The 12,689-nt window shown below is 66.4% G+C and carries 10 protein-coding genes; 4 read left to right on the top strand and 6 right to left on the bottom strand.

Features of this window, described 5'->3' with window-relative positions:
* Nucleotides 1-116 precede the first annotated feature (116 nt).
* The gene (gene parE, locus XcodCFBP4690_RS07760) at nucleotides 117-2,006 is read left to right on the top strand and encodes a DNA topoisomerase IV subunit B (RefSeq protein WP_064508358.1); all 1,890 of its coding nucleotides are present in this window, start codon (nucleotides 117-119) and stop codon (nucleotides 2,004-2,006) included.
* Between the two features lie 427 nt (nucleotides 2,007-2,433).
* On the opposite strand, the gene XcodCFBP4690_RS07755 is transcribed toward parE, so the two are convergent.
* The 3 genes from XcodCFBP4690_RS07755 to XcodCFBP4690_RS07745 all read right to left on the bottom strand — a co-directional run bounded on the left by XcodCFBP4690_RS07755 (nucleotide 2,434) and on the right by XcodCFBP4690_RS07745 (nucleotide 5,067).
* Complete coding sequence (locus XcodCFBP4690_RS07755; protein WP_104540415.1) at nucleotides 2,434-3,195, bottom strand: YdcF family protein; 762 nt, start codon at nucleotides 3,193-3,195, stop codon at nucleotides 2,434-2,436.
* Nucleotides 3,196-3,303: 108 nt separating this feature from the next.
* On the bottom strand, nucleotides 3,304-4,431 hold the full coding sequence (locus XcodCFBP4690_RS07750) for an inorganic phosphate transporter (protein WP_104540414.1): 1,128 nt from the start codon (nucleotides 4,429-4,431) through the stop codon (nucleotides 3,304-3,306).
* Nucleotides 4,432-4,440: 9 nt separating this feature from the next.
* Nucleotides 4,441-5,067: a DUF47 domain-containing protein gene (locus XcodCFBP4690_RS07745; protein WP_029219564.1), complete on the bottom strand. Its 627-nt coding sequence runs from the start codon at nucleotides 5,065-5,067 to the stop codon at nucleotides 4,441-4,443.
* 273 nt (nucleotides 5,068-5,340) lie between these two features.
* Here XcodCFBP4690_RS07745 and XcodCFBP4690_RS07735 point away from each other — a divergent pair, with 273 nt between their 5' ends.
* Nucleotides 5,341-6,681 (top strand): hemolysin family protein, encoded by a 1,341-nt coding sequence (locus XcodCFBP4690_RS07735; RefSeq protein ID WP_104540413.1) that lies wholly within the window; start codon nucleotides 5,341-5,343, stop codon nucleotides 6,679-6,681.
* Complete coding sequence (locus XcodCFBP4690_RS07730) at nucleotides 6,665-7,336, top strand: exopolysaccharide biosynthesis protein (RefSeq protein ID WP_167394515.1); 672 nt, start codon at nucleotides 6,665-6,667, stop codon at nucleotides 7,334-7,336. The genes XcodCFBP4690_RS07735 and XcodCFBP4690_RS07730 overlap by 17 nt, the downstream gene beginning before the upstream one ends.
* A 309-nt stretch (nucleotides 7,337-7,645) precedes the next feature.
* Here XcodCFBP4690_RS07730 and XcodCFBP4690_RS07725 read toward each other — a convergent pair whose 3' ends face one another.
* Together XcodCFBP4690_RS07725 and XcodCFBP4690_RS07720 are read right to left on the bottom strand one after the other, a co-directional pair.
* Nucleotides 7,646-8,146, bottom strand: a complete 501-nt coding sequence (locus tag XcodCFBP4690_RS07725) for a pyridoxamine 5'-phosphate oxidase family protein (protein WP_104540411.1) — start codon at nucleotides 8,144-8,146, stop codon at nucleotides 7,646-7,648.
* A gap of 60 nt (nucleotides 8,147-8,206) precedes the next feature.
* Nucleotides 8,207-9,208, bottom strand: coding sequence for an LLM class flavin-dependent oxidoreductase (locus XcodCFBP4690_RS07720; RefSeq protein ID WP_104540410.1), 1,002 nt, complete (start codon nucleotides 9,206-9,208; stop codon nucleotides 8,207-8,209).
* 289 nt (nucleotides 9,209-9,497) lie between these two features.
* On the opposite strand from XcodCFBP4690_RS07720, the gene XcodCFBP4690_RS07715 reads away from it, so the two are divergent.
* Entirely contained in the window at nucleotides 9,498-10,901 is a 1,404-nt protein-coding gene (locus XcodCFBP4690_RS07715) for an MFS transporter (RefSeq protein ID WP_104540409.1), read from the top strand.
* Nucleotides 10,902-10,925: 24 nt separating this feature from the next.
* Here the strand turns inward: XcodCFBP4690_RS07715 and XcodCFBP4690_RS07710 are convergent, their stop codons facing one another.
* Entirely contained in the window at nucleotides 10,926-12,650 is a 1,725-nt protein-coding gene (locus XcodCFBP4690_RS07710; RefSeq protein WP_104540408.1) for an ATP-binding cassette domain-containing protein, read from the bottom strand.
* Nucleotides 12,651-12,689 lie beyond the last annotated feature (39 nt).

The raw sequence follows: 12,689 nt of genomic DNA, 5'->3' as shown, positions 1-12,689 counted from the left end.
CCGAAACCAACGCCAGGGTAGCCAAGCGCACCCAGCCCTGCACTGAACGCCTGCCGCGTGCAAAAAGTCGCCCCAGCCCGCACACTTGCGCGTCGTTTCACGTGCCAACGAGATGCATGAACACCCGTTATAACGCCGCCGATATTGAAGTACTGTCGGGCCTGGACCCGGTCAAACGCCGCCCGGGCATGTACACCGACACCGCGCGCCCGAACCATTTGGCGCAGGAAGTGATCGACAACTCCGTCGACGAGGCGCTGGCCGGACACGCCAAGCAGGTCGAAGTCACCCTGTACAAGGATGGCAGCTGCGAGGTGTCCGACGACGGCCGCGGCATGCCGGTGGACATCCATCCGGAAGAGAAGATCCCGGGCGTGGAACTGATCCTGACCCGCCTGCATGCCGGCGGCAAGTTCAGCAACCGCAACTACACCTTCTCCGGCGGCCTGCACGGCGTGGGCGTGAGCGTGGTCAATGCGCTCTCGACCAAGGTCGAGCTGTTCATCAAGCGCGAAGGCAGCGAGCACCGTATGGAGTTCCGCGACGGCAACGCCGCCTCCAAGCTGGAAGTGGTCGGCACGGTGGGCAAGAAGAACACCGGCACGCGGCTGCGTTTCTGGGCCGACCCCAAGTATTTCGACACGCCCAAGTTCAATGTGCGTGCGCTGCGCCATCTGCTGCGCGCCAAGGCCGTGCTGTGCCCCGGCCTGACCGTCAAGCTGCACGACGAGGCCACCGGCGAGCAGGACAGCTGGTATTTCGAGAACGGCCTGCGCGATTACCTCAAGGGCGAGATGGCCCAGCACGAGCTGCTGCCGGCCGAGCTGTTCGTGGGCAGCCTGAAGAAGGACACCGAGATCGTCGACTGGGCCGCGGCCTGGGTGCCGGAAGGCGAGCTGGTGCAGGAAAGCTACGTCAACCTGATTCCGACCGCGCAGCACGGCACCCATGTCAACGGCCTGCGCTCGGGCCTGACCGATGCGCTGCGCGAGTTCTGCGACTTCCGCAACCTGCTGCCGCGCGGGGTCAAGCTGGCGCCGGAGGACGTGTGGGACCGGGTCACCTTCGTGCTCAGCCTGAAGATGACCGACCCGCAGTTCTCCGGGCAGACCAAGGAGCGCCTGTCCTCGCGCCAGGCCGCCGGCTTCATCGAAGGCGCCGCGCACGACGCCTTCAGCCTGTATCTCAACCAGAACGTGGAGATCGGCGAGAAGATCGCGCAGATCGCCATCGACCGCGCCAGCGCGCGCCTGAAGACCGAAAAGCAGATCGTCCGCAAGAAGGTCACCCAGGGCCCGGCCCTGCCCGGCAAGCTGGCCGACTGCATCAGCCAGGACCTGTCGCGCACCGAACTGTTCCTGGTGGAAGGCGACTCGGCCGGCGGTTCGGCCAAGCAGGCGCGCGACAAGGATTTCCAGGCCATCCTGCCGCTGCGCGGCAAGATCCTCAATACCTGGGAAGTGGCCTCCGGCAGCGTGCTGGCCTCGGAAGAAGTGCATAACCTGGCGATCGCGATCGGCTGCGACCCGGGTAAGGACGACATCACCGGGCTGCGCTACGGCAAGGTGGTGATCCTGGCCGACGCCGACTCCGATGGCCTGCATATCGCCACGCTGCTGACCGCGCTGTTCCTGCAGCACTTCCCTGCGCTGGTGGCCGCCGGCCACGTGTTCGTGGCGATGCCGCCGCTGTTTCGCGTGGACGTGGGCAAGCAGGTGTTCTACGCGCTGGACGAGGAAGAAAAGACCACGCTGCTGGACAAGATCGCGCGCGAGAAGATGAAGGGCCAGATCAGCGTGACCCGCTTCAAGGGCCTGGGCGAAATGAATCCGCAGCAGCTGCGCGAATCCACCATCCATCCGGATACGCGCCGCCTGGTGCAGCTGACCATCGACGATGGCGAGCAGACCCGTTCGCTGATGGACATGCTGCTGGCCAAGAAGCGCGCGGGCGACCGCAAGCAATGGCTGGAAACCAAGGGCGATCTGGCGTCGCTGGAAGTTTGAATTGGCGGAAAATCTGAAAACACCAAGCAGCTAAAGCTTCGCCCCCATCGGGGCGAGAAGGCGCCGCTTGCGCACCTGTCTTCTAGCGCCCGCGCCGCCAAACGGGCCGGGGTGCGAAGCGAAAGTTGGTGTGAGGGTGAAGCCGATGATTCACCCTGGTGGCGCGTGGCGACGCGCTGGCCATCGCAGGCAGTGATATCCCTCCAAGGCGCCCCTCATCCGCCCCTGCGGGGCACCTTGCCGCACGGGAGAAGGTGCGGTGACGCATCATCGACCCGCATCATCATTTCCAAGCACCGCGCGTCAGCGTGGCTGCCGTCAATCCACAAGTGGCAAGCACCGTCGCCAGCACATCAGCCGAACAGATCTGACAGCGCACCAGCCGTTACGAATCCCCAATCCCTAATCCCTAATCCCGACTCCCCAATCACAACGCACCAGGCTCGCTGGCCTTCACGTTCCAGCCCAGCCATTGGTAGAGCTGATAACGCGCGATGCCCAGGTACTCGTGCAGGGCGACATCGGCCAGGGTGAAGTTGTAGCTCTGCGGCAGGATCGACCACGAAGCGGTCAGCCAGTCGGCGCGCACCGGCACCGCGTCGATGCCGAAATGGCGGAAGTACAGCTCGGCGCGGCGCAGATGGGTGGCCGAGGACACCAGCACGATGCGATCGGGCCGATGCGCGCGCAACAGCGGCTGGCTGAACTGGGCGTTCTGCCAGGTATTCATGCTGGACGGCTCCATGATCAGGTCCGCGCGATCGATGCCCAACCCGATCAGCACGCGCTGGTAAACCACCGCCTCGGACAGGCCCAGGCCGCGCGCATCGCCGCCGCTGATCTCGATCTTGCAGTCGCCACCGCGACGATGGCACTGCTGGTACAACCGCGCCGCTTCGACGATGCGGCCGTACGCGAACAGATTGGCCTCGGCCACCGCATCCGGTCCCTCCGGGCGCACGGTGCCGGCGCCGAGCAGCACGATGACATTGCGCGCACCCCACGCGTCGAAATCGTTGACCCCGGTGCGCTGCAGGTGTTGCAGCATCCACGACGGCAGCGGTCCGCAGCCCACCGCCAGCACCAGCGCCAGCGTGAGCGCACCCAGCGTGCGGGAAAACCGCCGCAGCCCGCGGCGGTCGATCAACCAGGCAAGCCCGAACAACACGCACACCAATGCCAGCATCATCGAAGAAGGGTCTCGCTCAGGGCGCGCCGGCGATCGCGCTGCATGCGGACGGCCGGCGCCAATGGCACTGCATCGTGATCACGGTGCATGACCGCACCGCGACACCACTCATGTCCAGCCGAACAGTTCGAAGGCGCGCAGGATCAGGTAGGCCACACCGCCGGCAGCGGGAATGGTGAGGATCCACGCCCAGACGATGCGCTCGATCACGCCCAGCCGCAGCGAGCGCGGATTTTTGGCAAAGCCCACGCCCATGATGGCGGTGGAGATGCTGTGGGTGGTGGAGACCGGCATGCCGAAATGCGCGGCCATGGTCAGCACCGTGGCCGAGCTGGTTTCGGCGGCAAAACCATGGATGGGATGCAGCTTGACCATCTTGTGGCCGAGCGTCTTGATGATCTTCCAGCCGCCCGACGCGGTGCCGGCCGCCATCACCACCGCGCAGGTCAGTACGATCCACATCGGGATGCCGTCGCCGGCCGCCAGCCCGGTACCCGGGTGCAGGAAGGCCAGCCAGCCCGGCAGATTGTCCAGCGCGCCGGCCGACTGCGCGCCGATCAGGGTCATGGCGATGATGCCCATGGTCTTCTGCGCATCGTTGTGCCCGTGCGCGTAGCCCATGTACGCGGCCGAAGCGATCTGCGCCTTGCCGAAGAAGGCATTGACCCAGCGCGGCCGCGCCAGCCGCCCGATCGGACCGCCCAGCCTGGACATGCCGGCGATGATCGCCCACAGCAGCACCATCACCACGATGCCGAGCAGGAAACCGGCGATCGGCGAGGTGACCATCGGCACGAACACCTTCCACAACAGGCCCTTGTTCTTGGCCCAGTTGCCGATGTTCTCCGACCAGATCAAGGCATCCCAGTTGTTGTGCGCGGCGGCCAGGCCGGCGCCGCACAGCCCACCGATCAGCGCATGCGAGGACGACGACGGCAGGCCCTTCCACCAGGTGATCAGGTTCCAGATGATGCCGCCCAGCAGCGCGCACAGGATCACCTGCGGGGTGACGTCCACCACGTTGGTGTTGAGCAGGCCCGAAGCGATGGTCAGCGCCACTGCGGTGCCGGTGAGGGCGCCGATCAGGTTCATGCCGGCCGCCAGCATCACCGCCCAGCCCGGCGAGAGCACCTTGGTGGCGACGACGGTGGCGATGGAGTTGGCGGTGTCGTGGAAGCCGTTGATGAACTCGAACACCAACGCGGCCAGGATCACCACCAGTACAAGGGTAAGCACGCGGCGGCCTCAGCTGTTCTTCAACACGATCTGGTACACCACCACCCCCGCCTCGCGGCAACGGTCGATGGCTTTTTCCAGGATCTCGAAGAACTCCTTGAGCAGGAACATCTGCAGCGTGTCCAGGCGGCCGGAATAGATGTCGCGGTACAACTCCAGCATCAGCCGGTCGGCCTCGTTCTCGAGCATGCGCAGCTTGTCGTTGAGCGCGGTCATGCGATCGATGTTCATGCGCGGCAGGTCGTCGACCATCTCCACCACCACCGCGGCCGCCTGTTCCAGCATCGCGGCGCGCGGGGCGAAGTCGATGTGTTCCAGGTGCTTGGTCGCCAGCGAATAGCGGTCGGCGAATTTTTCCACCTGCTTGGGAATCTTGTACAACGCCGAGCCCAGCGCTTCGATGTCTTCGCGCTCGATCGGGGTCATGAAGCTGTCCACCAGGGCCTGGCCGATCTTGTCGGAGGCCGCGCGTTCGCGCAGGCGGGCGAGCTTGAAGGCGTCCAGCGCGGGCTGCCGGTCGGACTCGCGCATCATGGCGTGCAAGGCCTTGGTGCTGTCGTAGGCGGCCTGCGCCGCTTCGTTCAGGAGCGAATAGAACTGCTTGCCGGAACCGAAGATGGTCTGCAACGAGAACATGGGTGGAGAACTTCCTGCCGTCGAGGGAGGACGGCACCAAGGGCGAATTATGACCGTTCAATGACCCGTCTGGGTATATCGGTGCAGGCGACGGCCTTCACATCGGCATTTCCCGGCTCGAACCACCCTGTGGTTTGCTACCATGCCTCCCGCGCCTTCGGGCGCACCCTATGGAAGACGACCCTATCCCCCCCGCTTGCCGCCCCGCCCCCGTGCGCGCCGGCCAATGCAGTGCAACCCCGCCCTCCCCTTCATTGACCGGGGACTGCGCCCGTGGTTGAGTTTCTGATCGTCATCGCCCTGATCGTCTTGAACGGTTTCTTCGCCATGTCGGAGATGTCGTTGATGACCTCGCGCAAGAGCCGCCTGAAGCAGATGGCCGGCTCCAGCAAGCGCGCTGCGCGGGCGCTGGCGCTGGCCGAAAGCCCGGAAAACTTCCTGTCCACGGTCCAGATCGGCATCACCCTGATCGGCATCCTGACCGGCGTGTTCGGTGGCGAGGCGATCGGCGAGGCCATCAGCAACTGGCTGCAGGGACTGTTTCCGGCACTGTCGGCCACCTTCGAACTGGTCGGCAAGCCGCGCCCGTATTCGGTGGTGATCGGCAGCGCCCTGGCGGTGGCGTTGATCACCTTCCTGACGCTGATCTTCGGCGAACTTGTCCCAAAGCGGCTGGCCCTGCGCAATTCCGAGGACATCGCAGGCGTCGTTGCGGTGCCGATGGCCTGGCTGGCCAGGATCGCCGCGCCCGGGGTATGGGTGCTGGCCCGTTCCACCCGGCTGGTGCTGCGCCTGCTGGGCATGGGCAAGGACGAATCGGCCTCGGTGACCGAAGAGGAGATCCGCATGCTGGTGGCCGAAAGCCACGAGGCCGGGGTGATCGACGCGCACGAGCGCGACATGATGAACCGCGTGATGCGGCTGGGCGACCGCACTGCCGACAGCCTGATGACCCCGCGCAACCGCATTGCCTGGCTGGACGCCAATGCCGCGCCGGAACGCAACCTGGCGGTCATGCGCGAACACGAATTCTCGCGCTACCCGGTGTATCGCGGCAGCGACCAGGACATCGCCGGCGTGCTGGAAGTCAAATCGCTGGTCACGCGCATGGACGGGCATGGCGCGCACCTGTTCCAGGCCTTGCGCGACACGGTGTTCGTGTCCGAATCCACGCATGCGATGAAGCTGCTGGAGATCTTCCGCGAAGAACAGCAGTCGATGGCGCTAGTGGTGGACGAATACGGCGAGATCCGTGGCCTGGTGACCATCAGCGACCTGATGGGCGCGGTGGTCGGGCGTCTGCAGGCGGTGGAAAATACCGACGAGGACGCGCTGGTGGTCACGCGTGCCGACGGGTCGCTGCTGATCGACGGCTCGCTGCCGGTGGAAGAACTGCGCGAAGTGCTGGGCGCCGAGCTGCCGGACGCCGAGGATGGCGATTACCACACGCTGGCCGGGCTGTGCATCTACTACTTCGGGCGAATTCCGCAGGCCGGCGAATTCTTCGACTGGGCCGGCTGGCGCATCGAGATCGTGGACCTGGACGGCGCGCGCGTGGACAAGCTGTTGCTGAGCCGGGTCGGCGACGAGGGCAGCGATGACATCGTCGGCTGAGGGCCGGCCGCCGGCCGGGGATGCGGACGAGGACCAGATGCGCTATCGCAACGAAGGCATCCGCAGCCTGCTGGCGGCCTTCAGCGATGGCGACCCAGAGCAGGTGCTGCGCGTGCGCGAGATTCTGGCGGACCTGCAGCAAAGCGCGTTCGGCGTGTTCCTGTTTCTGGCGATCCTGCCCTCGTTCATTCCGATTCCCGGCGTGGCCGGCGGCATCAGCGGCCCGCTGACGGTGCTGATCGGGCTGCAGATGATGTGCTGCCTGCGCAAGCCATGGGTGCCGGCCTTCATCGGCGCACGTGGGCCGCGGCGGCGTACCAGCCAGCGTTTCGTGACCAAACTTGCGCCCACCTTACGGCGGCTGGACCGCCTGCTCAAGCCACGCCTGCATGGGCTGCTGGATCGCCTGCCGGCGCAGGTGTTCACCGGCGTACTGCTGGTGATGGTCGGCGTTCTGCTGACCTTGCCGATCCCGTTCACCAACTACATTTTCGGGCTGATCCTGCTGTTGTTCGCATTGGCCTTGCTGGAACGCGACGGCGCGCTGCTGCTGGCAGGCTGGGCGGCGGCGCTGATCTCGGTGGCCGTGTTCGGGGTGACCTCGGATCAGCTGGTGGATCTGATTCGCGGATGGTGGCCGGTGGCTTGGCGATAGGGCTGGAGCCGGCGCACGTTTTAGCGCCTTTGGTTGCGCGTGTCCCGGTGTTGCCAGTGGTTGAGTCAACCGGTGCTGATCTGCGCAGTGGGGATGTTGTTAGGCGGATCAGTGCAGCAGGTCTCGCTAGCCTTAAAGCGCAGGCTAATCGTAGTTTCCAGTCGCTTCGTACCCTCACCCCAACCCCTCTCCCGCAGGGAGAGGGGCTAACCGGGCGGAGGTGATGGGTAATCCCGCAAGCGAGGGACTCGTGCGCTGTGCTGCACTTGCAGCCTGTTCTGCATTTATCAGAGGTAGCCGATTGGGGCTTTACTTCAGGTCGACCACACGGTTGTCGGACAGGCTGCCGGGATCGTCGGTCACCGCGGTCATGACGAAATACAGCGCCTTGCCGAGCAGGCCGCTGGGGCCATCCCAGTATTCGGCCGATTCGGCGCGTACATGGATCAGGCGCAAGGTGGGATCGTCCTTGCCGCCTGGGAAGAACACCTTCATCGCCGGCGACCACAGTTGCTCGATCTTGGCGCGGTCGTGCACCACCTGCGAAGTGCCGGCCACCGACACATAGGTGTTCTTCGATGCCGAGGCGTAGGCCACGTTGACGCGCGGGTCGGCGGCGATTTCCGCCACTTTCGGGCTGTCGGCGGCGGTGGCGAACCACAGGTCGCCGTCGAATTCGACCTCCTGCGTGCCCAAGGGGCGGCTCACTAGCTTGCCGTCGGCCGAGACGGTGGTGAACATGGCGATGTCCACCCCGCGTATCAATTCGGCCAGCTGCTTGATGCTCTCGCTGCGTTCGTGAAGTTGCATGCGTGCCTTCCTAATGGATGTGCACGCATCTGAGCGGATCGCCGTGCAAAACGACGTGAATCACGCAATGGTCACGTCCAGCTCGCGCACCGCGGCGGCGGCGATTTCGAACGAGCGCAAACGTGCGCTGTGCTCGTAGATGTTGGCGGTGAACAGCAACTCATCGGGCGCATGCCGCTCGATGAAGGCCGCCACGCCCTGCGCCACCTGCTCGGCGTCGCCCAGCACCGTGCAGGCGAGCGCGCGTTCCACTCCGGCGCGCTCGTGCGGCTGCCAGAAACTGTCGATGTCGTCGATCGGCGCCGGAATCTTGCCCGGCTTGCCGCGGCGCAGATTGACGAAGCTCTGCTGCTGGGTGGTGAACAACCGGCGTGCCTGCGCCTGCGTTTCGGCGGCAACCACGTTCAAGGCCAGCATCACGTATGGCTTGGCCAACTGCGCGGACGGGCGGAATTCGCGGCGGTAGATCGCCACCGCTTCATCCATCGCATCGGGAGCGAAATGCGAGGCGAAGGCGAACGACAGCCCCATGGCCGCCGCCAGCCGCGCACTGAACAGGCTCGACCCCAGCAACCACACCGGCACGTCGAGACCGGCACCGGGGACTGCCTGTACCAGCTGCCCCGGCACGGCCGGCGCGAAGTAGCGCAGCAGTTCGGCCACGTCCTGCGGGAACTGGTCGGCGCTATCGAAATAACGGCGCAACGCACGTGCGGTGGGTTGGTCGGTGCCGGGCGCGCGGCCCAGGCCCAGATCGATGCGCTGCGGATACAGCGAGGCCAGCGTGCCGAACTGTTCGGCCACCTGCAGCGGTGCGTGGTTGGGCAGCATGATGCCGCCGGCACCGACGCGAATGGTCTTGGTGCCGCCGGCCACATGGCCGATCAGCACCGCGGTGGCGGCGCTGGCGATACCCGGCATGTTGTGGTGTTCGGCCAGCCAATAGCGCTGGTAGCCCCAACGCTCGGCGTGCTGTGCCAAGTCCAGCATGTTGGCGAAGGCGCGGGTGGTGTCGCTGCCTTCGCAGACTGGCGCCAGATCGAGCACGGAAATAGGGGTCATGAAATGACTCCGGATCAAAGAGGATGTGCCAGAGATGGGGCCGACCGCCGGCATTGCCAGCCGCCTGCGCGCCGCCGCGCGGGATTACAGCATTCCAGCAATCAAACAGCGGGACGGCGAGCCAGCGGCCTCGGCCGTAAGCGGGAGGCGCCCATGCGCCTGCGTCAACCGATCGGCAGCCGGCCGGCATGGACGCCGGCACGAACGCGTCGAGCGCCCGACGAAGCACGCGCCGGGTGGCGAGCGGCCGCTGGCTATGATGGCGTTCACTTGGCTGCACGCTACGACCATGGCCTCCCCTGCTGTATCCGCGCGCAGTGCCGACGTTGCACAGATTGCCGCGCGCATCGATCGCCTGCCCGCCAGCGCCAGCTTGTGGCGGCTGGTCGGCCTGCTGGCGCTGGGCGGCTTCTTCGAGCTGTACGACCTGTTCCAGACCGCCTACATCAGCCCCGGCCTGATCGCCGACGGCATCTTCGCCCAGGGTAGCGATGGCGCATTCGGCATGTCCGATCAGGCCGCATTCGCCGCAGCCACCTTTCTGGGGCTGTTCGTGGGCGCCGCGCTGCTGAGCCCGTTCGCCGATCGCTTCGGTCGACGCCTGGTGTTCACCCTCGCCCTGGTTTGGTACACCGCGGCCACCGTGGCGATGGGGCTGCAGAGCACGGCCACCGGCGTGATCGTGTTGCGCTTCGTGGTCGGGATCGGCTTGGGCATCGAGCTGGTGACCATCGACACCTACCTGTCCGAACTGGTGCCCCGGCATATGCGCGGCGCGGCGTTCGCGTTTGCGTTCTTCGTGCAGTTCCTGGCGGTGCCGGCGGTGGCACTGAGTGCATGGCTGCTGGTGCCGCACGCGCCCCTGGGCGTCAGCGGCTGGCGCTGGGTGGTGCTGCTGAGCGGCGTGTTCGCACTGGCGATCTGGTGGCTGCGCAGCCGCCTGCCGGAATCGGCCCGCTGGCTTGCCAGCCAGGGCCGCTACACGGAGGCCGATGCGGTGCTGGCGCAACTGGAGGCGCGCTGCGAGCGCGACCTGGGTGCGCCATTGCCGAAGCCGCAGGCGCCCGACGCCCTGCCCGCCGTCCAGGTGCAGCTGTCGCTGCTGTGGCGCGCGCCGTACCGCGGGCGTATCGGCATGCTGGTGGTATTCCATGTCTTCCAGGCGATCGGCTTCTTCGGCTTCGGCAACTGGCTACCGGCGCTGATCGCGGCGCAGGGCACCGGGGTGACCAAGAGTCTGGCCTATGCGTTTGCGATCTCGCTGGCCTACCCGCTGGCGCCGCTGCTGTTGCTGCGCTTTGCGCAGCGCTGGGAAAACAAATGGCAGATCACCGCATCGGCGCTGGGCGCGGTGCTGTTCGGCGTGCTGTTTTCGCTGCAGCACCAGGCCGCCGGCATGGTGGCGTGCGGGGCGATGATTGCGTTCTGCAATGCCTGGATGAGCTTTGCCTATCACGGCTACCAGGCCGAGCTGTTTCCCACCGGCCTGCGTGCGCGGGCGGTGGGGTTCTGCTATTCGTTCAGCCGCTTGTCGACGGCGGTGAGCAGTGTGCTGATCGGCTGGCTGCTCACCCAGGTCGGCAGCCATGGCGTGCTGGGCTTCATCGTGATCAGCATGTCGATCGTGGCGAGCGTGATCGCTGTCTTCGGGCCGCGGACGCGCAATCGCGCGCTGGAAGAGATCGCCGGCTGACCGTTGTGCGTCGCCGCTGCGCGCTCATGCGCCGCGGCGGGTTGCCATGGCCGCGACCCTGCCCTGCGCTTTCGCGGCAGGTGCACCGCCCAGCGCAACCGTGCGGTCGGCTACCGCGGCCAGACTGGTGCGGTGCGACACCACCACCAGTGCGGTCTGCGGCAACCGCTGCCGCAACGTCACCAGTACCTGCTGTTCGGCATCCGCATCGAGGGCGCTGGTGGCCTCGTCCAGCAGCGCCAGGGTCGGGGCACGCAGCAACACCTGCGCCAGCAACAGACGTTGCAACTCACCGCCGGACAGGCGCCCCTCCTGCCCATTGATGACGGTGTCCAGGCCCTGCCCTTCGCGCTGCAGCCGTGCGCTCAGGCCGACATCGCACAGCACTTCCCACATGCGGAAATCGGGCGTCCCCGGCAGCGCCCAGTCCAGGCACTCGCGCACGTTGCGTTGCCATGGCCGCACCGCCTGGCCGACGTAGGCGCTGTGGCGAATCAGGTGTCGATAGGCCGCAAAATCCAGCCGACGCCCGCTCATCTGCGCCTGGAACAACAGCGGCGGCGTTTGCCCGGACAGCACGTCCATCAGGCTGCTCTTGCCGATGCCGGAGGGGCCGACCACCAAGGTCATCTCCCCCGCCACGAGCAGCAGGCCGTCGATCGCAAGCGCGGGCAGCGGCGGTGCCAGATCGATGCGCTCCACATGCAGCACCGCCGGCAACGGGTCGGCAACCGCGTTGGATGCATGCGCACCTGCGGTGCCCAGATCCACGTAGCGTCGCCACAGCTGCAGCGCCGGCCAGGCCGATCGCAACTGCTGCACGCTCTGCCGCGTGGTGACCAGATACGGCAGCAGGCGGCCGAGCAACAGACTGACCGTGATCAAGGCGGCGCGGTCGGCGCCCTGCCACAGGTTGGCGAGCACCAGGATGCCGGCGATGGCAGCCACCGCGGTGAGCTCCAGCACCAGGCGGCTGGCAGCCACCAGTTCCTGCTGCTGCGCATAACCCTGTGCCAGGCGGGTGGACATGCGCTCGTACTGCAGGGTTTCCACCGCTTCGCGCTGAAACGAGCGCACATGGCGCAGGCGGCGCGGGAAGTCCTCGCTCAACCAGAACAGCTGGGTCATGTCGGCCACGTAGGCGCGGCTGATGCGCGCTTGCACATCGCTGCTGGAGATGCGCAGGCCCAGCCATGCCAGCAGCGCGAGCAGCGGTGTCGCCAGCAGCAACGCAGGCACGATCAACACCGCCACGCACACACTGACCAGCGCGGTGATGCCGGCCACCAGCAACTGCAAGACCGCACTGAACCCTTGTGTGGCGATTTCGATGTTGTAGGTGAGCACGTTGGCGATTTCCGCCGAACTGGCGCCCGACAAGGCCGGCAGCGGCGCATCCATCAGCGCCGCATGCACGCGCTGGCGCAGGCCGAGCGCATACCCGGCGGTCAGGCGCGCGGCCAGCCGCGCGCCGTGCCAACGCAACAGCGCAAACAGCACACTGACGACGACGAACACGCCGGCCTGCATCGGCAGGCCACCGGGCACGGCCAGCCGGTAGCCGGCCAGCTGCACGCTGTGGCCGGGTTGCACCAGCGGCAACAGACATACCGCCACGAGGCTGCCGACGAATGCGGCCGCCAGCGACAATGCCACGTACAGTGCGACGGCCGGCCGGTCCGCCGGCACCAGCGTGTCGACGAAGCGATGCAGCACCGCCCCGAACCGATTGCGCGCATGCCGATACATCAGCCGCCCACACCGCCTGCAGTGCCGACACGCGCATGC

The sequence above is a fragment of the Xanthomonas codiaei genome (assembly GCF_002939785.1).
In the GTDB taxonomy this organism is placed as follows: domain Bacteria; phylum Pseudomonadota; class Gammaproteobacteria; order Xanthomonadales; family Xanthomonadaceae; genus Xanthomonas; species Xanthomonas codiaei.
Note: the sequence above shows the minus strand (reverse complement) of the source record. Positions and strands in the feature narration are given on the sequence as shown.

Bases quoted from the DNA above. Each gene is read 5' to 3' on its own strand.
- XcodCFBP4690_RS07745 (WP_029219564.1), bottom strand. From the start codon at position 5,067: ATGTTCTCGTTGCAGACCATCTTCGGTTCCGGCAAGCAGTTCTATTCG.
- parE (WP_064508358.1), top strand. From the start codon at position 117: ATGAACACCCGTTATAACGCCGCCGATATTGAAGTACTGTCGGGCCTG.
- XcodCFBP4690_RS07755 (WP_104540415.1), bottom strand. From the start codon at position 3,195: ATGATGCTGGCATTGGTGTGCGTGTTGTTCGGGCTTGCCTGGTTGATC.
- XcodCFBP4690_RS07730 (WP_167394515.1), top strand. From the start codon at position 6,665: ATGACATCGTCGGCTGAGGGCCGGCCGCCGGCCGGGGATGCGGACGAG.
- XcodCFBP4690_RS07725 (WP_104540411.1), bottom strand. From the start codon at position 8,146: ATGCAACTTCACGAACGCAGCGAGAGCATCAAGCAGCTGGCCGAATTG.
- XcodCFBP4690_RS07710 (WP_104540408.1), bottom strand. From the start codon at position 12,650: ATGTATCGGCATGCGCGCAATCGGTTCGGGGCGGTGCTGCATCGCTTC.
- XcodCFBP4690_RS07720 (WP_104540410.1), bottom strand. From the start codon at position 9,208: ATGACCCCTATTTCCGTGCTCGATCTGGCGCCAGTCTGCGAAGGCAGC.
- XcodCFBP4690_RS07715 (WP_104540409.1), top strand. From the start codon at position 9,498: ATGGCCTCCCCTGCTGTATCCGCGCGCAGTGCCGACGTTGCACAGATT.